General features: G+C 65.7%; 19 protein-coding genes. 15 read left to right on the top strand and 4 right to left on the bottom strand.

What is annotated here, in order from left to right; translation table 11 throughout:
• The first annotated feature begins 120 nt into the window (after window positions 1–120).
• The 3 genes from ACWEGE_RS05910 to ACWEGE_RS05900 all read left to right on the top strand — a co-directional run bounded on the left by ACWEGE_RS05910 (window position 121) and on the right by ACWEGE_RS05900 (window position 5,168).
• Window positions 121–2,376, top strand: a complete 2,256-nt coding sequence (locus tag ACWEGE_RS05910; RefSeq protein ID WP_449659296.1) for a tetratricopeptide repeat protein — start codon at window positions 121–123, stop codon at window positions 2,374–2,376.
• Window positions 2,377–3,469: 1,093 nt separating this feature from the next.
• Window positions 3,470–3,835 (top strand): hypothetical protein, encoded by a 366-nt coding sequence (locus ACWEGE_RS05905; protein WP_449659295.1) that lies wholly within the window; start codon window positions 3,470–3,472, stop codon window positions 3,833–3,835.
• Between the two features lie 541 nt (window positions 3,836–4,376).
• Window positions 4,377–5,168, top strand: a complete 792-nt coding sequence (locus ACWEGE_RS05900) for a tyrosine-type recombinase/integrase (RefSeq protein ID WP_449659294.1) — start codon at window positions 4,377–4,379, stop codon at window positions 5,166–5,168.
• Window positions 5,169–5,211: 43 nt separating this feature from the next.
• Here ACWEGE_RS05900 and ACWEGE_RS05895 read toward each other — a convergent pair whose 3' ends face one another.
• On the bottom strand, window positions 5,212–5,766 hold the full coding sequence (locus tag ACWEGE_RS05895) for a hypothetical protein (protein WP_449659293.1): 555 nt from the start codon (window positions 5,764–5,766) through the stop codon (window positions 5,212–5,214).
• Window positions 5,767–6,337: 571 nt separating this feature from the next.
• Here ACWEGE_RS05895 and ACWEGE_RS05890 point away from each other — a divergent pair.
• Together ACWEGE_RS05890 and ACWEGE_RS05885 are read left to right on the top strand one after the other, a co-directional pair.
• Window positions 6,338–6,811 (top strand): hypothetical protein, encoded by a 474-nt coding sequence (locus ACWEGE_RS05890; RefSeq protein ID WP_449659292.1) that lies wholly within the window; start codon window positions 6,338–6,340, stop codon window positions 6,809–6,811.
• A 151-nt stretch (window positions 6,812–6,962) separates the two neighbouring features.
• The gene (locus tag ACWEGE_RS05885) at window positions 6,963–7,787 is read left to right on the top strand and encodes a hypothetical protein (protein ID WP_449659291.1); all 825 of its coding nucleotides are present in this window, start codon (window positions 6,963–6,965) and stop codon (window positions 7,785–7,787) included.
• On the opposite strand, the gene ACWEGE_RS05880 is transcribed toward ACWEGE_RS05885, so the two are convergent.
• Window positions 7,726–8,034 (bottom strand): DEAD/DEAH box helicase family protein, encoded by a 309-nt coding sequence (locus ACWEGE_RS05880; protein WP_449659290.1) that lies wholly within the window; start codon window positions 8,032–8,034, stop codon window positions 7,726–7,728. The two genes, ACWEGE_RS05885 and ACWEGE_RS05880, sit on opposite strands and share 62 nt — an antisense overlap.
• A 560-nt stretch (window positions 8,035–8,594) precedes the next feature.
• On the opposite strand from ACWEGE_RS05880, the gene ACWEGE_RS05875 reads away from it, so the two are divergent.
• The 4 genes from ACWEGE_RS05875 (at window position 8,595) to ACWEGE_RS05860 (ending at window position 12,709) form a co-directional block, all read left to right on the top strand.
• Entirely contained in the window at window positions 8,595–8,756 is a 162-nt protein-coding gene (locus ACWEGE_RS05875; RefSeq protein WP_449659289.1) for a hypothetical protein, read from the top strand.
• A 249-nt stretch (window positions 8,757–9,005) separates the two neighbouring features.
• Window positions 9,006–11,003 carry a hypothetical protein gene (locus ACWEGE_RS05870; protein WP_449659288.1) on the top strand — a complete coding sequence of 666 codons (1,998 nt, stop codon included), beginning with the start codon at window positions 9,006–9,008 and terminating at the stop codon, window positions 11,001–11,003.
• 67 nt (window positions 11,004–11,070) lie between these two features.
• Window positions 11,071–11,556, top strand: a complete 486-nt coding sequence (locus tag ACWEGE_RS05865; RefSeq protein WP_449659287.1) for an SMI1/KNR4 family protein — start codon at window positions 11,071–11,073, stop codon at window positions 11,554–11,556.
• A 442-nt stretch (window positions 11,557–11,998) separates the two neighbouring features.
• Window positions 11,999–12,709, top strand: a complete 711-nt coding sequence (locus ACWEGE_RS05860; protein ID WP_449659286.1) for a hypothetical protein — start codon at window positions 11,999–12,001, stop codon at window positions 12,707–12,709.
• A gap of 996 nt (window positions 12,710–13,705) precedes the next feature.
• On the opposite strand, the gene ACWEGE_RS05855 is transcribed toward ACWEGE_RS05860, so the two are convergent.
• Window positions 13,706–14,116: a histone-like nucleoid-structuring protein Lsr2 gene (locus ACWEGE_RS05855; protein WP_449659285.1), complete on the bottom strand. Its 411-nt coding sequence runs from the start codon at window positions 14,114–14,116 to the stop codon at window positions 13,706–13,708.
• Between the two features lie 1,374 nt (window positions 14,117–15,490).
• On the opposite strand from ACWEGE_RS05855, the gene ACWEGE_RS05850 reads away from it, so the two are divergent.
• From ACWEGE_RS05850 to ACWEGE_RS05830, 5 genes are all read left to right on the top strand, one after another.
• A complete protein-coding gene (locus ACWEGE_RS05850) occupies window positions 15,491–15,937 on the top strand; it encodes a YbaB/EbfC family nucleoid-associated protein (protein ID WP_449659284.1) in 447 nt (148 codons plus the stop codon).
• Window positions 15,934–16,311 (top strand): hypothetical protein, encoded by a 378-nt coding sequence (locus ACWEGE_RS05845; RefSeq protein WP_449659283.1) that lies wholly within the window; start codon window positions 15,934–15,936, stop codon window positions 16,309–16,311. Before ACWEGE_RS05850 ends, ACWEGE_RS05845 begins: the two co-directional genes overlap by 4 nt.
• Window positions 16,312–16,938: 627 nt before the next feature.
• A complete protein-coding gene (locus tag ACWEGE_RS05840; RefSeq protein ID WP_449659282.1) occupies window positions 16,939–17,679 on the top strand; it encodes a hypothetical protein in 741 nt (246 codons plus the stop codon).
• 20 nt (window positions 17,680–17,699) lie between these two features.
• Window positions 17,700–17,837, top strand: a complete 138-nt coding sequence (locus ACWEGE_RS05835; RefSeq protein ID WP_449659281.1) for a hypothetical protein — start codon at window positions 17,700–17,702, stop codon at window positions 17,835–17,837.
• A gap of 616 nt (window positions 17,838–18,453) precedes the next feature.
• The gene (locus ACWEGE_RS05830; RefSeq protein WP_449659280.1) at window positions 18,454–18,600 is read left to right on the top strand and encodes a hypothetical protein; all 147 of its coding nucleotides are present in this window, start codon (window positions 18,454–18,456) and stop codon (window positions 18,598–18,600) included.
• Window positions 18,601–18,646: 46 nt separating this feature from the next.
• Here ACWEGE_RS05830 and ACWEGE_RS05825 read toward each other — a convergent pair whose 3' ends face one another.
• A complete protein-coding gene (locus ACWEGE_RS05825; protein WP_449659279.1) occupies window positions 18,647–19,396 on the bottom strand; it encodes a hypothetical protein in 750 nt (249 codons plus the stop codon).
• Window positions 19,397–19,548: 152 nt separating this feature from the next.
• Between ACWEGE_RS05825 and ACWEGE_RS05820 the strand changes: the two genes are divergently transcribed.
• The gene (locus ACWEGE_RS05820; RefSeq protein ID WP_449659278.1) at window positions 19,549–20,469 is read left to right on the top strand and encodes a hypothetical protein; all 921 of its coding nucleotides are present in this window, start codon (window positions 19,549–19,551) and stop codon (window positions 20,467–20,469) included.
• Window positions 20,470–20,689: the final 220 nt, after the last annotated feature.

Genomic DNA, 20,689 nt, shown 5'->3' with positions numbered 1-20,689 from the left:
TCTGAACGGCGGCTACCTACCGGCCGCCGGCTCCCGCACTATCGGGTGTCCATGGGCGAGGCAAGATGGGTTGCCACTGTGATCTGGTTGAGGGATTGTGCGCGGCGAGCGAAAGGCTGGGTGCTGATCGGGTTCGCGGCCGTTCTCAGCGTGATGGTTGGTTTCACAGTGAGTAGGTGGCTCTCGGGTCCGGTCGCAGTAGCTATTGGTTCTACGTTGGCAGCGGCGCTGTTCGGCTTGGTCAGCGGGCGGGGGACGTCGGTACTCGAGAAACGAGCGCAGCATCGCGACGAGCTCCCTGGTCACGTCGCCACTGTCGCGCCGTCCGGACGGTTGCGGCGGGTACGAGAGTTCGACGACCCGGTTTCCCTTCGCATCCATCCGGCGGCAGCCCTCGTAGCGGACCGGGACGCAGGCGAACTGGACCGAGTGCCGCCCTACGTACCCCGCGACGTCCATGCTCGCCTCACCGACGTCGTCAAGCGGGGTGGTTTCGTCCTCGTCGTCGGTGAATCCACGGCAGGCAAGTCCCGTGCGGCATACGAGGCGATGCGAGCGTCCATCCCCGACCACGTCCTGATCGCGCCGGTCGCGCGGGAGTCCCTGAGCTCGGTCGTTCCGACAGTCGCCGAACAAAGGCGCTGCGTGGTGTGGCTGGACGACCTCGAGCGATTCCTCGGCGCGGGCGGGATCACCGCCGGCCTGGTGTCAAGAATGGTGGACTACCCGGCTCGAAACATCCTAATCCTGGCGACATTACGTACCGCTGAATTCGATCGCTTCAGCCTACGCGAGGAGCCGTCGCTGTCGAGCTCGGAGCGTGAGTCCTGGCACGTCGCACGCGATGTCCTGCAGCTGGCCGAGGTCGTGGACATGCAACGACGCTGGACCCGGGCAGAACTCGATCGCGCAAACGCGTTCGCCGACGACCCTCGTATCAGTGCCGCGCTCCGGCAGACCGCTCAGTTCGGGCTGGCGGAAGTTCTGGCAGCCGGTCCTCAACTGGCGAGGGAGTGGCATAACGCCTGGCGTCCTGGTGCGCACCCGCGTGCCGCGAGCTTGATTGCTGCTGCCGTCGACTGTCGGCGGGCGGGTATGCATGAGCCGGTGGCAATCGAGCTGCTTCGTGAGTTGTCGGAGATGTATCTGACGCGTCGTGGAGGTGCCCTCCTTCGACCGGAACCCATCGACGACGCGATCGCTTGGGCTACTTCGGCGAGCCACGGGGCGAGCAGCCTGCTCCTCCCGACCGGGAGCGATGGCTACTACCTCGCGTTCGACTACCTGATTGACCTGCCCGAACTCGACAGCGTGCCGCTCAGCACGTGGGAGACCATCGTCAAACACGCCACGCCAGAGCAGGCCCATCACATCGGCGAGGCAGCTCAACTGCGCGACCAGCCCGACGCCGCTGTCCTGGCCTACCGCAAAGCTGCAGATCACGCCGTCGAACATGCCGAGGAATCATGGGCGTGCGCAATCGGAAGTTCAGGCGACCACGCGTGCGCGGCGAGGATCATGGCGAAGCTGCTAGAGCGGTCCGCTGCGCAGCTCGGCCCGGAGCACGTCGACACCCTGCACCTTCGCCGCCACCACGCCCGACATGCATGGCTGGCCGGAGATCTGCCAAAAGCGGCGGAGCGGTTCCGGCAGCTGGTGGAGCACTACAGCGCGTCGCTGGGTAACAATAACCCCGATACATTGGAAGAACGATACTGGCACGCCCGCTGTATCGCAGAAATGGGCGACTTCTCTTCGGCCCAACGGTTGTTCGACGAGCTTCACGCCGATCAAGTGCAAGAGCTCGGAGCTGAACACCCGCATACCCTTGCGACGTTGCAGCAAGTCGCTACATCGATCGGCCATCACGGCGATGCCGCCGAGGCCCTCCAGCTTGCCGTTGACTTGCTCCCGCGCCGGGAGAAAGTGTTCGGTTCAGCCGATCCGAGGACGCTCCGGACCCGCCACCTCGTCGCGGAGTTCACCGGTCGCTCGGGTGACCCGGGACGGGCTGCCGAACTCTTCCAGCAGTTGGCGGACGATCGTGCGCGGATATTGGGCGCGGAACACAAGGTCACCCTGTTGACGCGGTTGCAGTTCGTCCGTTACACCGCCCTGGCCGGAGACCGCGACACTGCGGCGGACGTATTCAACCTGCTGCTCGACGAGAGGCAGCAAGCGCTGGGGAACTCGTCGGCAGCGACGATTGCGGAGGACCTGGTACTCAACTTTGGCATGCGAGCGCCCGTTCACACCAGGCTGGGCAGGCAAGACCTCAGCGAATCGCTTGAACTATGTGAACAACTGCTGGGGCCCGACCATCACATAACAGTGGCCGCGGAACGCATCGTGCGGCAGGCCCGAGTTGTCGATTAGAAGGTTCAAAGGGTCCGCCTGCCCCCGTGCGGGTTGCCAGCGGAGTACGGAGCAACACCCGGGTTCCGTCCTCGGTCCGCATGTGCTCGGCGACAGTGATCGCACCGCCCGAGGTCAGCAGCTCCCGCAGGTACTCGACAGGGTGGCTATCCAGGGACATTGCTGGTGGCCCAAAGGCCCGCCGCGGCTGCGCCAACGGCCCAGAGGTCCTGGTGCCGCCGAAGCCATCGAGCGCGCCCGCGGTGGGCAAAGCTTCGGCGGCATTCTTCTTCAGCTGCACCAGGCCAGTCAGGTGGCCGATGCTCGTGAAGGGCCGTTCACGTGGCGTTCGGGACGATCGCCTCGGCGACCAGGGTACTGTGCGCCATAGAAGCCCATTAGCCGGGCGCGCAGCAGGCCAGCGCAGAAGGCTGCGGGGTAATCGCGCTTGGACCATGCGGACGCGTAGATCACCTGCGCGAACGACATTGAGTGCCATTCGGGGAAGCCGCAGCCGGCGGCTCCCCTTGTAGCGCGCAGGCTTCGCATAGTAACGCGAAGTTGCGAATTTCTTGCGGAGTCACTCATTCGCGGTTTATGCACTGAAGCTATTCACTGCTGTAGACAGCTGAGGGGATAGGGCAAGTTCAACGCAGTACTTCATGGGCAGCGGGTTGTATGGAGATGGCTTCATGGGCCACCTCCGCGATACCGGTCAAGACGGTGCTTTGGTTACGATGTGTCGCTGGTCTCGGCGGGGCTCGGAGTAGGGCAGGGGGCAGATGACCTGGTGGCAAGTGGTGGTAACCGCTGCGGTGGGCCTGATTGCGACAACCGGCGGGTTCGTGGGTGCCCGGCTCGGAGTCCGCGCGAACGATCGGTCGACCTTTCAACGTGAGGACGCCGCTCGGCGCGAGGAGTGGTGGCGCAGGTTCACCTGGGCAGCTGAGCTTGCACTTGACGACTCGGCTGTGAAGCGTGCAGCTGGCCTTAAGCTCCTGGCCAAGCTGGGACGGTCCCGGCTTGCCACCCATGACGACCACCAGTTGCTCGATGTTTTCCATCACCATGCGCTCGATAGACTGGTTCGAGACGCGGATGGAGGTGGATCACTGTGAGCTGGCTGCATCACGTCACGGAAGAGGAGATCGCAGCAGCGCAGCTGCGCCTAGTCAGTGACGAGAACCTTGGTCGTTCGTCACCTGCGGTTGTCTACCGCCTCGCAGAGATGCTTCCTGGTGATCTTCTGGAGTTGCCTGGCGACCCACGGTTTGAAGGTACTGAAGCCCTCGGATCTCCTGGTGAGGCGCAACGTCTTCAGGAGAGTGATGTCCGCCAAGGCAGTTGGAATGAGACTGTTCAAAGGTATGCTGAAGACGTCACCCAATTCCAAGCAGCACTGCTTGGGCATCGACTGATGCCCGCCGCCGAAGAACCGTGGTTGCCTTCGGAGGATGAAGGACCAGCGGCCTTGTGGTAAACATCCGGATTCATGCATTCGCCTCTCCGATCAGCACGGTCAGGCGGTTCATCGACGTATCCGCTGCCTTGCTCGACGAGGTGAGAATGGTGGGGGCCAGCATGTGGAAGCGACGTGAACCCTGGGTGCGGTCGTCGTGAAGGGAAGGAGGGATGGTCAGCCGATCTCGAGGCGGCCGCAGATGGAGTGGCGGACGAGGGTGCGGGGGCGGGTAGTGAGTAGATACCTGACCCGTGATCCTCAAATTTGGGGCCGCCCCTCGGCATCGGCGCGCTCCGCCGTCCGTCATCGGCCGTGGCGGGCGAGCGGATCGAGCTCATGACTTTGGCCAGCTACCTGCCGCTGGCGCTCTCAGGCGTGGCAGCTCTGGCGGTGGAAACCTGTTGTTCACGTTCGCAATCGGTACCGTGGTGCTCAGGTCCTCATATCCGGCCGAGATCTGCACGACCCACGCCCGCGGGACGGCTGCCGTGATCGGCATCGGCCGCTTCGGCGGCGCGGAGGCGCCGCTTGTGGTCCCACGGCCACCGAGATCAAGGCGATGGCCGAGCACGTCCGCAGCACCGCGCGTGTCCGCCGCAACTCCCGCGGTGGCCGCAATGCGGCGGAGAATTTCGTCGCCGCCATGCGCTGTCTCTACAAGGACCTGGTCAACGACGGACGCCTCGACGAGCGGGCCAACCCCGCCATGCGGGTCACCAAGCCACGGCGCAACGCCTCCACCCGCCGCGCCCTCGCCTCCGATCGGATCAACGAACTCAATGACGTCGTGACCAGCACAGGCGACGACCCGGAGCTGGATGCGCTCCTCTGCCGGCTGCACGAGGAGAGCGCCTGTCGACGCGGCGGCGCGCTCGCCTTGCGCCGCCGCGACCTAGACCGCAGCCAATGCACGATCCTGCTGCGGGAGAAAGGCGAAACCGAACGCTGGCAACCGGTCTCACCCACGCTGATGCAGCATCTCCTCGCACACTTCGACGAGCGGGGCGACGGCCAGCCGGAGAGCCAGTTGCTGCGCTACGCCACCGGCAAGCCGATCACCAAGCGCCGCTACGACTACATCTTCGGTCGGGTCCAGAATGAGTTGGACTGGGCCAGAGCACTACAGGTCAGCGCCCACTGGCTGCGCCACACCACACTGACCTGGGTCGAACGCAACTTCGGCATCGGCGTCGCCCGCGCCTACGCAGGACATGCCGAGTCCGGCAGCGACCTGACAACCACCACCTACGTCAAAGCTGACATCAGCGAGGTGGCCGAAGCACTGGCCGCGCTCACCGGCGAGCCACATCCGTTGGCGCCAGCTCGTCCACAGAGGTCAGCAACGGAGTGAGTGGCAGCGGGCGCAGTCACGGAGACTGCGCCCGCTGCAGGCGTCAATTGCCGGGGTTCCCGGAAGTGGTGGTCAGCGTGTCGTGGTAGGTCGCGAGCATCGTGTGGAGGACGTGCTGCGGGTAGACGACCAGCAGGTTGTGCTCGACCACGGAGGCAAGCAAAACCTGGTCGCCGGCGCGAACGCGGCACCGCGACCGCAACCGCGCCGGCAGAGTGAGATTCATCGTCGGCAGCACGAATGCAGCCGTCGGCTTCTCTCCGGGCGCCACGATCAGCAGACCCGAGGACACCGAGAAGCGCAGCGCCTGCCCTGGAGGCCACGCCAGCTGCTGCGGTGCCATCCGCGCTGCCACGACGCCGTTTCCGCCGACCTTTACCAGGCTGAAGGCGATCGAACCACCGTCCATTAGCGGGCCGAGCTCAGCAACCGGCAACGGGATCACCGGCTCGGTGCTGCGCCTTCTCTCCGGAAGGAGCAGCGACGTGACGATCTTGTCGGCAGCCTTGTTCGATGTGGAAGGCCACGATTCAACGAACGCAGCACCGGCGGGATCTGTGAGGCCTGTCCCGGTTTGGCTCACTTGGCGGTCTGCCATGACTATTCCAAGAGCATCTCGCAGCGGGAGGGCGAGGCAGCGTTCAACGGCGTCTAGCGTGCCGAACTGAACATGATTGAGTCTAGCCGTGATCGATCACGAGGATGTGAGGACGGTAAGTGGTTGCCGTCGGGATATCGCTGGAGTCGCTCGTGACCCGGCTTGTCAAGGGCGTTCGCACGAAGCGCGCTGTGGAAGTGCGCCTGCGACTGTCCGAGGATCGGCGAGGCTGTGCTGGCCCAGCTCCGAAGACCAGCGGTATCTGAACCCGCTGATTAAGAGTCCGAACTTTGGTGTATCGGATGGTGTCGAGTGATGCCGGACAAGACCTTTTCGTCTGCTCAGAGCGTTCCGTCGTCGACCGTGGATGTCGGGGAGTGTCGTCGTGTCTGAGACCTCTCGGGCTCGTCTCGGGCTCGCAGGTGTCGGATTCTGTCGCTGAGTTCGCCGAGGTCATGAGCGTCTCCGGATGGGCGCGGACTAGCAGCTGCTTGACATGGCGACTGGGTTCTCGGGGCCGGCTGAGGTGCGTTAGTCGGGTGCCGTGGGCTCGGTGGCAGCGGTGACGTCTATGGGGGAGACGCGCGATCCGGTGGTGGGGACAGTGGCAACGATCGTGGGCGTGATCGTAGGGTTGACGTTCTTGTTCGGTTTCGGGAACGTTTTTGCTCTTGCGGTGCCTCTGGGTGTCCCGGTGTGGTTCGCGCCGTTGGTTGCTCCGGCGGTCGACTTGTCGGTGGGGGCGTTGTTGGTCGCGATCCGGCACTTGACGACGCAGAGCGCCAGCGCTGAGGTGATCCGGCTGGCTCGTCGCTTGCTGATCTTCGTGAGCGTGGTGACCCTCGCGTTGAACGTGGCAGAGCCTCTTGTCGCGGGCCAGTCCGGGAAGGCAGCGTTCGACGCCGTTGGGCCGCTGTTGCTGATCGGCTGGGCGGAGGTCGGTCCGGGTCTGCTGCAGGCGGTCGGCGCGACGAGGCTCGCGTCGGCCGGGTCCTCCGCTGAGGTGCCTGGGGTGGCTGGTCGCGTGGTCGTGCAGGGCACGTAGGACCTGCCACAGCGTGGTCCACTCGCCGGTACTGCCGACCTCGGTCAGCTCCTGAGCATCGTCGGGCAGCAGGATCGGCACCAGCACGATCGCCGTTCCGCTGCCGCCGGCGTGGCGGCGAAGCGCCCGGCCGACCGCTTGCACGACCCGGATGGTCGACTTCGACGGCCGGGCGAAAGGCGACCGCGTCGACGTCGACCCCTTCGCTGAGGCAGCGGGCGTTGGCCAGCACGGTCCACCCGCCTTGCGGTGGCTCGGCCAGGTGCTGCAGGTGCAGCCGGCGTTGCTGCCCGCTCATCCGCCCCGATACGTGCCCGGCGGTCAGCCGCCCCGGCGGGCGGTCCCGGGCGGGGAGCAGGTCCAGCACGTGCGGCAGGGTGCGGGCGAAGTCCGCGGCCTCGGCGATCAACCCGGTGAACACCAGGATCCGGCACAGCTCGTACCGCCGGGCAGCCTGCGCCAGCGCGGCCCACTGCAGGAAACGCAGCGACTCGTGCCGTCGGATCCCGACCACCGCCAGGCGGTAGTCGTCGACCCAGCCCTCCGCGATCGCCCGGGCCAGCGGGTAGGTCGCCAGGACCGGGCCGAACACCGCGTCGTCCATCGACAGCAGCGTGTCGACGTCCTCGGCGCTGCCGGTGATTTTCGCGGTGGCGGTCGCGTACAGCCGCCGCCGCGCCGGGAACCCGTCCTCGTCGTGGACCAGGGCGACCTGTTTGTCGCCGCGTCCGGCGGTGTTGTGCGCCTCGTCCACCACCAGCAGCTCGGCCCGCGTGCCGGTGGCGCGCAACGCCTGCGCGACACGCTCGGCGGATCGGTGCGTCCCCATGATCACCCGGCGGCGGGAATGGTGCGCGGTCAGGGTCAGCCATGCTGCGACCTCGCCGACCTGGGTCGTGGCGGCGCAGCCCAGTTCATCGGGGCGAGGAATACGCGGCGGCGACGTCGTCATCACTGCACACCGCGATCGCGGTGACCGCGAGATGACGGCTCCACACCCGCAACGTCTGCCCAAGAAGATCCAGTGTCGGGCACAGCACAACCACCACAGCGCCCGCGGCGATGAGCCGCTGCGCGGCCGCCACTGTCACGAACGTCTTCCCCGTGGCACACGCCATGCGCAACTGGCCACGGCCGCCCTCGCCCAGACCGTCCACGATCCGCTCCACCGCGTCGCGCTGGTAGTCCCGCAACGTGATCGGCTGAACGGTGAAAGCAGGCACGGCAGCCAACCTTCAGCACAACTCAGCGCGCGATCAACCTCGGCAATCCGCCTCTAGACGCGCGACAAAGCCGCACCCCACACCAGCTCTGACCAGCAACGACCGCCGATCACGCACGGACCGACTGCTTGCCTGTTGGGGGCTGCCGATAGACCCGATCGTGCGAACAGCGCCCCAGGCTCAGGGACGCGTGCAGGGCAGCGAACCTACCTCCGCTTGTAGATAGGTCCATGCCGGGCCGACTGGGAGGAGGTAGCGATCCGGGGAGGCCAGCACCGTTCCACCCAGGCGGGCATATTTCGGTGGAAAATCACCGATGTAAAGGACAGCGACCGTGCAGCCACCGGTGCCGGCATTGCAGTGCCAACGCCTCGCAGGACCGCAAGGGACAAGATCGAAACTGTCGCTGTCAAGCGCGGTCCGGCATTCACGTCGATCAGCCGCTGCTCTACGCCAGCTCTGGGATCGTCGCCACGGCTGAAGACTTCGTCAAGCCGCCCCTCGGTGTCGTTTTCCCGTGGTGCCTCTCCTCCGGATTCGCCCACGGCCGCCGGTGGGCAATGCTCGCGTTCGCCGACCGCATGCAGCAGACATCTACCCACGGAACGATGCAGATCAAAATGGAGAACGATCACACACGCGCGTTGCCCGTCGGTCTCGCCGCGACAGGCGTGGTCAAGAAGGCGGACCAGCTGTTCGACCGGCGCAGCGCCCGACCGTGATATGCGCGTGAGTGTCACCCGGCTGATCATCTGAAGCTGGGTGATTGTTTTCCTGAGGGGGGTTTGCGAGGGCACCCTGTGCTGCCCGCAAGAACGGCTTTACGAACGTTGTCTACCTCGGTGACGGCTGGCATATTCGGCGCAATGGAGGCGCGCATTGAGGCTCCTGCGGCGCAACAACCCGTACAGGGCCGGTGCGCTGCCGAGAGGCAGCGATCACCGCGGGAATGTCCGGCGAGCATTGCTGCGGTGCTGCGGCTCCAAGCATTGGCGGGCAATCGAGCCGTGGCAGCGACGATTGCGCAGCGGAACACCAATCAGTCTGGAGCATCGGCGGGCGTCGTCCAGCGCACGATAATGTCGGCAGACGAGATCACCGGACTCACGCTGCAGCAGGTCACAGCTCGGTTGGCTGCCAACGAGCGGGAGGCGGCTCCACTGGTCCTCAACGAAGACTACCGAGCTGCGCTGGGGGTAGAGAATATCCGGCTTAAGCAGCGCTACGTCGACCTGGTTCGTGGCGAGCGGGAGGATCCGCGTCAGCAGACCAGCGTGCAGGACGACCCAGTAGCCTCGATCACCGAGGAACTTGCCGAGGTGGAGCAGCTGGTAGCGCGAATGGTTGCCGAAGTTCCGGCACACCCGCGCGATCAGGCGTTGAATGTGGTGCGAGGCGTCGCCGACCGACTGCGACTGGACCAGGAACTCATAGCTCAGTTCACCGCCCGTGGCGGAGCGCAACGGACGACCATGACAGCTGCCTTGGCACGGATTCGGCAACTGCACACAATGTTCACGCCCGTTCTTGCGCAGGCTGAGCAATGGCACACGACCAACCCGGCTGGGGACAGTCTCGGCATGATGAATGAGGCAGCGGGCACGCAGCTGGCCGGTCATGGGCTGGCGCATTGGGCCCGCGGCGGGTGGTACTACATCAGTGGCACCGTGGCGTTCATCGCCGCCGGCGCGGTCGCGGTGGTCGACGCCGGGGAGCAGATGTTGTCCTTCGGATTCCATGACGCTGCCACGGCCGTTTCCCGCGCCTACACGCGTGGTGACATCTCCTGGAACGAGGGCGAGAGCATTCTGCGAAGTGCTGCCTGGCGAGCGCTGTTGACGGCGGCGATTACCCGCGGCGCGGGATCGGCGGTCAGCAAGCTCAGTGGAGCCGCGGTGCGAGGCATCGGTCTCGCACCACAGTCGGTCAACGCCGGACTGGTCACGGGAGCCATCGCCGGTGGCGCCAACGCCGCCGTGTCGTTGGGTGCGCAGTCGTTGCTGACTCTGCTGTTACGCAGCCATTTTCACAGTCCCCAGGCCAGGATGATCTGGCGTCGCGGATTGCCTTCGGGCAGCGATTGGGCCTTGGCGATACCGCTGGGGATGTTGCTCGGCGCTCGTAGCGGAGCGAGGACGGTGCGGCTGGGCAACGCCGAGCTCGTCGGTTCGACGTTCGAAACCTCCGACGGTGCCACATTCCGCATCGTGGCCATCACACCCGACGGACAGGTTGTCGTCGCGCCGGTGGGCAGTGTACGAGCGCCGCCCCCACCCCCGCCGGCAGTCATCGAGATGGTGTTCGACCCGGCGACCGATTCGTGGGGGCCGACGGACGCCTCGACCACGAGCTTGCCGCCTGGGAGGACGTCGGGTACTCCAGGTCCGGCCGGGCACACCGGTGCTGCGGCGCCGCTCCTTCTGGGCGGTTCGGCACCGAGGACGCTGCCTGCGCCAGCGATGACGAGTAGACCCGCCGTCGGCGTCACTGGCCAGGTCTCCGGCGCCGAGGAAGGCTGGTCCCCCTCCCGCAGTTGGAATGGTCCGGTCAATCACGGCCGCTGGACGGGGGTTCGCGGTAACTCTGGTTGGATTGACGACCGGCCGGAGGTGATGCGCGTGGTCGGACGCTCCAATACCGGCGAGGCCAACGCGATCTTCTTCAACGGGGGCGTCGTGGACTTCAGCCCGTGGTCACAGGGCGAGATCGTGGTATCAGGCCTGACCGGTGTACACGCCCAGGACATGATCAAGATTCGGGTAGCGATCGCCGAGCGGCAGAATCTGCTTCCGGGCGGTAGCCGCACCGCGCGCGCCAATGCTGCCCTGGAGTGGCTGCGCGAAGCGCCGGACGGGTTCGGCGGGGTCGGGCTTCGACCGCATCACGCCGGCGGCAACCGGATCCAGCTCATCCCGCGAGACCTGCACAAGGTGCAGCACACCGACCTTGCCATCTATCCCCGCGAATAGAATGCGTAGATTACGGACACACCGAGCGTTGTGCTGCCCACCACGGGCCTAGGCTGAGGAGCTGCACATGGAGTACGAGCAGATCGAGGCACACCTCGCTGACCTGGGCATCACATCGCTCGGCGACAGTGCCCCTGCGCCGACGGACAAGCAGGTGTGGCGCGAGATCAGCGAACGCACCGGGGGCGAGACGCCGGATATGCTGAGCCGCCTGTCCCAGCGCTACAACGGGTTCCGCTTCCCGAACGGGGCGTTCTACCATGACCCATGCTACGGCCACGACGTTATGGTGGGCTGGTTCCTCGACAGTGCAGAACTGCTACAGACTTTCGAGGATACCCGCGACACCCTCCCCGACGACGTAGTACCCATTGCCAACGATGGCAGTGACAACCACCTTGCCATCGGCGTCGGGCCGTCCAACTCGGGTGTCATATACTTCCATATACATGACGCACCGACTGATTCCCATCTCTACCGCCTAAGTGATTCCGTCGAGCACTTTCTGCTGTCTCTACACCGTGAGGACGGCGACGGCGTCCACGTGGACTAACTGTGGCCTGCCAGATAGTCACCATTGAGTGAACAGCCTGCTTCGCGACCTCCGCCTTCACCATAGACAGCTTGCCCATCGGCAAGTGGTCAGGCACATTGGGCATCGGCCCCGCAGCAAACCGGCCGGTTCCTCGACTACACGGTCAACGATCCGCTCTACCCGTTGCTCCATCTGATCGCCCATGTCGGCCTGCGTCGCGGGGAGGCGTGCGGGCAGCGGCGGGCTGACACGTATCTGGATTCGGCGGCGCTGGGGACGCTGTCTGGGAGTGGGCGGGTGACTGCATCTCCTGTAGCTCGCGATCCCGCAGTGTTGATCTTTGGTCCGCGTGTCCTTCGCGGTCATTCAGGGATGTGAGCCAGGCCGGGCAGGAGCCATTCGGTCTTGCTCTGGCGGCCGAGGTGAACTTCGGCGCCAGTGTCGGATGTGTGGACTCATCGTGACTGCCAACACTCAGACGGTATCTAGATTCGTCACGGTCGTCATGGGCCTGGTCATCGGGCTTACGTTCCTGTTCGGGTTTGGGAACGTCTTGCACCTGGCGCTGAAGCTCCAGGTGCCGGTGTTTGTAGCGCCGTTGGTGGCGCCGGCTGTCGACCTGACGGTGCTGGGGTTGCTGGTGGGTACGCGGCATCTTGCGCTGTCCGGAGCCGACGATGACATTGTGCGGCCGGCGCGGCGGTTGCTGCTGGCGGCCAGCATCGTGACCCTGCTGTTGAACGTCGCCGATCCGGTGTGTGATGGCCAGTGGGGTAAGGCGGCATTCGACTCGATCGGCCCACTGCTGCTGATCGGTTGGGCTGAGACGGGGCCTGGTCTTCTTCGAGCACTGACTGCTGTGAATGCCGATTCCGAGTCGGTCCGGTCAGCCGCGGCTTCCTCAGACGTCCAGCCTGACAGCGCCAACCGGGAGATGCGCGGGCGGGTGGTCCAGCCGGGTTTCGAGGAGTTGGAGACTGCGATGGCGCGTGTCTCGTGTCTCGATGAGGAGCTCGTGGAGCGGGCGCTACGTGCGGACGCCGAGCATTGGAGACGGCACGGCCGTCCCATCTCCGCGGAGACGTTGCGGAAGCAGCTTCGGGTCGGCGCGACGACATCGCGGACATTGGTGGCGCGGGTCCGCGCCCAAAACGGGCCATCGCATACGTAACGCCCTCGGCTTCGCTGGAGTCCAATCGCAGGGCTGGGCACCACGTTGGCAGTGACGCGCCGGCGTGGTGCCGGGGCCCACGTAGAAGGCCCTGACAAACGATGTGGCCGCCGGTTGGCCGATGTCGAGGCTTTATGGTCGGTCGGTGTCGCACCGCCGACGCTGGCGAACCTGGTGATCAGGATCATTACCCGGCCAGCGAGTTGCTGCATGACCGCTGGAAGTACGTCTCAACTCATTGAGGCTGAGGCGGCTTCCGACTCCAATGCTGGCCGGCGAAGTCGTCGCGGTTGTCCACCCCTCGCCAGTGCTGCTTGGGCAAGTCGCCTCGAAAGTCACATCCAGGGCACACGTCCTCACCCGGGATGTGGCCTTCGTACCAGGCATGCACCGCTGCGTGCGTCACGGCGACCCGGACATCCGCTTCGCCCGACTCATACGCCGCCACGGCACCTTCGATGATCATGCCCAGGACCGGCGAGTCCGGAGCAGGAAAGGCGGTGACGGGAACCTCTCAACTTCCATAGCCGTCCAGACTACTGGAGTTCAGGTACTCCTCCGCGCCCTTTCCCTCCTGCGGGCACTCCCCGACAGCTGCTTACCACTCGCTCCGCTGGCCCTCACCGCGTGAGATCGACCGCGCCGGCGTGGATGCAGCGCTGACCAGGTCGGCGCATGGCGATCCGGGCTCGGAACGACTGCGCCACCGGGCCGTCCGGTAGCGGCGCCGTCCACCGGTAGGACGGGGCACGAGCTACCGCAGCCGCCACCAGTGTCCGGCCGAAGCCCAAGCGCCGACACCCGGCGGCGACATGGACGTAGTCGAGGGTGGCCGTCCGGCAGCTCGCGCACGGGCTCGCGGTGACGGCGCCGACCTCGGTACCGTCGAGATGGAGTTCGATTCGACCGGCCAGCGTCCCCGCGGCCGGTGGACAGGCGACCAGGCCGACCGAGTAACCACGGCGATCTCTCCCCAGCGGTCGGCTGTCATGGGCGCTACTTCTTCGCGGCGGCGACCTTCCTGCGCGGTGCGCGCTTGCGGGCCGGCGCCGGGGCTGGTTCGGCTGCTTGCTGCTGTGCTTCGTCGTAGGCGGTGACGATCTCGGAGGAGAGACGGCCCCGTTCGGAGACCTCGTAGCCGTTCTCGCTGGCCCAGGCGCGGATCGCGCGTGAGCGTTCGCGGTCCGTGGTGCCGACTGTTGCCTGGCCGGTTGCGACGCGCAGCTTGCGGCCGCCGGTCCTGCGTCCTGCGCTGATGAAGCGGGCGAGCGCGTCGCGCAGGGCGGCGGCGTTGTCGTCGGACAGGTCGATCTCGTAGCTGATGCCGTCGAGACCAAACGGAACAGTGTGGGTCGCGGGGCTGGCGTCGAGGTCGTCCAGCATCTCGACGGAAACCTTCTGGGCCATGGGAATTCTCCAACTGGTTGGCTGTGCGACTGCTGTGAACAAGCTCACGATCTGCAGGAATCCACTGTGGATCATACATACCGGTCGGTATTGTGGTAATTGTCCTCTCCGGCGCTGAATAATATGCCCGCCGCGGGTGCATGAACGTCGGGCGACACGTTGTGGCGATCGTGCAGACGACAAGCCGCCGGACACACGGAACACTACGTGCAGCGACGGAAGGTCAGCGTTATCTCGACAGGTCGCACGTGCTGAACTTCGCACTCATGGGGCCGGCGCACGTGCCACTGCAGGCGCTGCGGGCCAGTCCGTACGATCCGTTGCGGGCCAGGGGAGAACGTCCTCGGTGACGTTCCACCTGGCCTTGGTGAGACCGACCACTGTCTTGACTGGTGTCACTCCCCGAACGTATTCGCCGCCACGCGCTTCGTGCCGAATGCGAAATCTTGGCCGCGACATCGGGGGACTGGTCTGTTCGGCGTAATCGCTGAACGGTCTTCCGAAATCACCGATGAGTTTCTGCTCATCGCTCGCGGCACCGGCGGGCGGCGGCCGGCTGGGCGGGGAGAAGCCTGGAGGGCGGTGAACAAGTTCGTGACCGACAAGGTGGGCTTCGCTGTTCGAATCTGCCTGTAGTGTGAGTCTGAAATCGGGACGAGCTGAGGCGCATCGGCGGAGCCTGACCGGTGCGTTCGACGTCCGCTGGAGGGCGTGAAGTACTGGCGTGTGCGTCGCTCTGGGAGGCCCTGAAGTCCAGTCATCGGCAGGTCCGCCCCGACAGACCGATTGGAGCCCGTCCGGCCGGGCGGAGTTGCGGCCGAACTGGGCGACCGGCTTCTCCGTCCGGCACGACGGGTACCGCTTCGCCGTCCGGACGATCCGCGGTCCGCTGGCCGCCTCGGCCGCGCGGAGCCAGCGAGCTACCGCGTGCCGGAACACGACGGCGTGCTCGCGCTCGGCCGGGTCGGTGCCGCACTCCGGTGACGAGAACTCCTACAGCAAGGACCCCCGTCGAGAATGCCGTGAAGAAGGCGGTGTGCGCCGGTCAGGTCACCCTGGCTGCGGGGTAGGCGGCGATGCTGGACGCTGGACCACCGCGAAGTCGATGCTCGGCATCGGCTGACCGAACCCGGGTCGGCCCGACATCGATTGAGAGAAGCGCTGACGCCGTCGGAGCATCTTATTCGCCGCGAAGGTAGATGGTGGCGTCGAGGCCGCCTCCGGGCGCACGGGCGGCGGTTGATTTCGCTGCCGGCGGCGCGCGGGCGGGTGGCACGCGGTCCTTGGTGCGGGTTGTGGTTGCGTGGTCTCCGGGGCGCAGTAGGGTGCCGGGTGGGGCACGTTCCGTTACGTTGACGGGACCTGGAGTAGGGGATGGATGCGTCGCTTCCTGATGCGGTCATGACGGCACCCAGGCGGGATGCGCGGCTGATGCAGCAGCAGGCCGGTGAGCTGGACGCCCGGCTTGCCGCCGCCCGGCACACCGCCGGCTCGGGCGACCGGCTGGTGACCGCTGTGGTCACGGGCCAGGGAAAGCTGCTCGACCTGCGGATCGACGACCGGGCGCTGCATGGCGCGCACGCGCAGAAGCTCGGGCTGAGCATCGTTGAAGCCGTCCGCGCGGCCCGCGCCGCGGCCAACGCCGCAGCACTTCCGCAGCTGAACGCCCTGTTCGGCAAGCAACCGCCACCGGCCACACCTGCGTGCCCGCCGGTCGCTGTGGTGCCGGTCCGGCGCGAGGCTCCGCCGGAGGATGAGGAGAACTTCGCGGAGCTGGACTTCCTGACCGACGAGCCGGAACCAGGAGGTGGACGCTGGTGACAAGCGAGTCGGCGATTCAGGCTGGAACTGTTTATGGCGGCGTCCACATTCGTCACCATGAGTGCACGCCAGTGGTGCCTCGGCAGCTGCCGACTGCGGTACCGCACTTCGTCGGACGGCATGCCGAGTTGGCCGCATTGACAGAGGCCGCAGGAATCGTGGTGATCTCCGCGATCAACGGCACGGCAGGAATTGGCAAGACCGCGTTGGTCGTGCATTGGGCTCAGCAGGCTGCGGAGCGTTACCCGGACGGCCAGTTATACGTCAACCTGCGAGGCTTCGACCCGACCGGCGAGCCGATGCACCCCGCAGAGGCCATACGCGGGTTCTTGGATGCCTTCGAGGTTCCGCCAGAACGAATTCCGGGCACCTGAACGCGCAGGCGGCCCTGTACCGAAGCCTGATGGCAGGCCGGAGAGTACTGGTGGTCCTGGACAACGCACGCGATGCCGAACATGTGCGGTTACTGCTTCCCGGCAGCCCGACCTGCCTGGCCCTGGTCACCAGTCGGGATCGCCTGTTGGGGCTAGTTGTAGCGTGTCTTCGACGAATTCCGCACATTCGAATATGTGCACTGCACCGGTAGCCGGGCAACCTCACCCCCGCCGCGCCGCTGCAGCGTAGGGTGCTCAGATCCATACCCGCTGTCACCGATCAGGGGTGTGGGTGCCGCTGGCCGACCGCTACGGCGTCGACCTGGACGCCTGTGGCCGAACGATTCGGTGTCGCCGGCGGCGACACCGACAGGTTCAGCCGCCCGCGCCTGGAGGCAGTACTGGCACACCAGGACGCGGCCAGCCTTACTTGACCTGTGGCCGAGCGACCTCGCCTCTGGGCAGTGAGCTGCGCGGTCGCTGCCGGCCCGGGCCGTAGCCCGGGCGCTGACGCGGAGACCTGCCGGCGACCGGCTGACGATGCCTTATCTGCATCCGTAGTCGCCGGACGTCGACCTCGGCGGTCGATCGTCAACGCTGCGGTCCTGAGTGCACTACGATCGTGAGATGGACTCCGGTGAACCATTGGATGCCCATGGCATGCGCTTGCGGGGGACGGCACAGTGGCAGCTGATCAGCAAAGGAGGGGTTCGAAACGACATCTTCATCCAGGTGGGTGGCTTGCCCGGCGGAAGGTGGTATGTCGATCATCTTGGCTTCGGTGCACGCCGGTTCGGCACCAAAAATGCAGCATGGCAGGCGATTCAGCGATTAATGTCCTACCATGTCGGCAAATGGGATCGAGTCAACATCGATCGACGCCCTTGGTTCAAACTGCGCCGGTCCGACGGTTCGCGACTGCTTTACGATACCGATGGAACGTGCCTATACGAATGCTGGGGAAAGCTCGCCGAGTCAATGTGGGATAAGTATCTACAAGCAATTAACTCTGGCACCGAGTTACGGTGCACAACGGGCCACGAGCCCTTCAATGCACGCTATGCAGTTACTGAATATGTTGCTCCGTCCGAATCGGTCAGGCGGTTTGTGCTGGAAATGTCGCGCGAGTCAGGTAGCGACTATCGGGTTATCGACTATCCCAACTTGGACCTGGCGACAGAACGCTATGAGCAAAGAGTACGTCGCGGCGCGAACGATCGATACCCTTACAAAGCCAGCGATGTAAAGAGCGTTCCTATTGGAACCGGCCCCGCGGTTCCCCCGGGGATACGCCGTCTCGCCAATGGCACCTACGTCGCCGCTGCCGACTTAGCCGAGTACGAGAAACTCTACGGTCCTTCGACCTGATAGGTAAATGATCGCCGCCGATGGTGCAGAGCACGAGCACCGGCGAAGCGACGCACTTGACCAACCCGCTCGTCCACTACCACATTATCTTCGGGCTCGCCCTCATCGTGCTCGCCGCCACCGCGACCGGGGACACCTGGAGGCTGGAACGGCGCTAGGCCGACACCGTCGGCGACCGCAAGTGGCTGATCGCGGCGCGCGCCCCTGGCCTCACCTGCACTTCAGCGAGACCGGACGGTAGAAGGCGGAGACGTACCCGAGGCGGTTTGCGAATTCTGGCCGGGACGCCGGCGGCCTGCTTGGCGCGGAGCCACTCGCGTAACCGGTCGCGGCTCATCTCGGTGAGCGGGTTGATGCCGGCCTGCTGGCACCAGGGGAAGAAGGTCAGCGGGTTCGGCGTGGCGGGGGCGCCAGGGGTGGGGTGCCGCACCAGCGCTGGTCGGCGCGGGGATGCCGAGGGCGTTGGCGGCGGTGGTGCGAGAGGACTCGCTGGTGTAGCGGGTGAGCAGCCAGTTCGCCGTCTCGTCGACCAGCGGCCGCGCCCACACCGGCGCCGCCAGCTCCTGCTCGTCCGCCCGGTCGCCGCCGTCCGGCGCGGCGAGCTCGGTGCCCGGGTGGTGTCGGTGAGCACGGTGCCCGCGGCCGCGACCCGTCCACCTCGCCCGCGGCCAGGTCATCGCCGGCGGCAACCGGGTCGACGACAGGCTTGGACCAGGCGAGCAGCTGGTCGGCGGGGTCGGGGTGCCGGGCGCTCCACTCGCGCAGGGCGGAGTCGTGGGCGCGGATCTGCACGGCCATCGCGGCCAGCGACACCGCGACCGGATCCGGATGCTGGAGCGCCATGGCGTCGGTCACGGCACCTTGGAGCAGGTCGGCGGCCTGGCGCAGCAGCGCGGAGTTGCAGGCGAGCCGGTGTGGTGAGATGTCGCGGGTGCCGGGTTCGGTGCGGGGGCGTCGGCGCGGGGGATCAGCTGCGCGGCCCCGGCGGCCAGCTGCCGGAGACGGGCGGTGAGGGCGTCGACTTCGGCGCGCCGCTCGGCCAGGAACCCGGGTTCGGCGCCGCGGTCCCCGGACCCTGGCGGGGCGACCGCGGCGCGCAGCAGCCACTGCAGCCGCCGGCCAGCTCGACGTCGGCGCCCGCAGCCGCGGCGAGCCGGCCGGGTTCGGTGGCCACGGTGGGGTCGGTGCCCAGCGCGGCCGCCAGCGCCCGGCACACCGCGGCGACCTCGGCCAGCCGCGCCCGCGCCCACACCAGGACCTCGCGGTCCCCGGTGAACCGCTCGCCCGCGGCCTCGTCCTCGCAGGCGGTCGCTGCCGCGCGCATCTGCTGCGTGATCTGCGGCTGGTCGGGTCCGGTCACGGCGGTGGTCGCGCGCCCCGGGCTCATCGCGACGTCACCGTCCGGCGCCGGGCGGGAAGGCTGGCGCCGAGGTCGCCCACGACCGCGGCCATCGCGGTTTCCCTCTCCTCCAGCGCGGCTTTCACCGCCAGGCGCCGGGTCGTCAGTTGCTCGGCGGTGCGGGCAACGTCCTGTACCGCGGGTGTCCACGGCGTAGACCGCGTCCACCGCGCGGTCGGTCTGCGGATGCAGCTGCGGGGCCAGCACCGTGAACTGCGCCTTCTTGACGATCTCGACCTCGCGCGCGTTCGGGAAGCGGACCCAGTCCGCTGCGGACCAGGGGTCGAGCTTGATCTTGTCGATGTAGCCGGCGACCATCTCCGGCCGAGAATTCGCTCTGGTGATGTTGGCGCCCGTGACGCGTCGTACATCGCGCGCATGGCAGCCATGCTGCACGCAAGGTGTCACCTCGACCTGTAACACCGCAGTCCTGGGGGTCGACTTAGATTCACCGGAGAAAGGACCCGACCATGGACGAGAAGAAAAGGTCGCAAGCAGAACACGCGAGACTACTTCATGAAATGCGCGAACTAAGCAGTGCCATCGACGGCCTGGAAAACATGGTATCCGATTACCACAAAATGGGTATTAGCTCAGTATCAGATCTCCTTCCAGAACTCGCCGACACGCTCGACCAAATGGCTGCATTTGTAAAATCTGTAGCCGGATTCTTCTCAGCGAGGCATGAAGTTAACTACTCGCTGATCGAAAACATAATTCGATCGTCGAAGTTGCAAAATGGATTCCGTTCCATGTTGCCCTTACCTGTGCACCTATACCGACAGCGTGGCATGCAGTTCAACCTCAGCAACCCTCCCGGCGCAGAGACTTCCACACTTCAACCCCCATCCGGGGATGATCGAATTAGCGTCGACGTGTACCTCGACACGGACGATCAAGACACCATAGACAACGTGCTACGCCACTTGGACGATATCGTTCTGGCGCTCGGCTATGGTAAGCCGGAAGGGGTTACGGTCGAGCGCGGTTCTATCTTTCGGCGCTCATTCTCAAAGGCGAAGGAGACCCTTACTTCGGCGGAGATGAAAGAGCGGCTCGAAAAAGTTGAGAGGGCAGTTGAAGTACAAGGACTCCTACTGCCCCAAGCCGAAGTTGACTTCAAGATATCGCAGGCTATCAGCGGAATCATCGCAAACCTGGCAAACACTCCGTCGGCCTGCATCCGCGCAGGATCCATTCTGCTTATTAAATATCAGACCAACGACGGTCCGGTGATCCTGACGCGAAATTTGTCAGTTCACGAGATTAGAACCCTGGAACGCTTCCCAGGAATAACAAAGGAGCCGTCGAAGGCACTCGACTTACTGGCCACGACGATCCAGTCGCTCGAAAGCGAAATCTCAGCCCAAGTTGACAGCCCCGACGCCTAGGGTATCAACTTGAATCTGCAGTGCCCCGGTGGTTCGGCCTCCAGATCCTCATTTGCGCCCCCGCATGCCGATGCCCGTCAGGGCCGGTGGCTGGTGGGGGTGAACTCCACGGTGGACAGCATTGACGTCTCCGAGGGGTTCGTCCGCCGCCGTCCGAAGACCAGGACCTTTCCGGTTCGACGGCGAAGACCGCGACGTCGTCGTGGTCGCCTTGCCGGAA

It is taken from the genome of Amycolatopsis sp. NPDC004747, assembly GCF_053601335.1.
The sequence above is the reverse complement of the archived record's forward strand: the minus strand, read 5'-3'. Positions and strand labels throughout refer to the sequence as shown.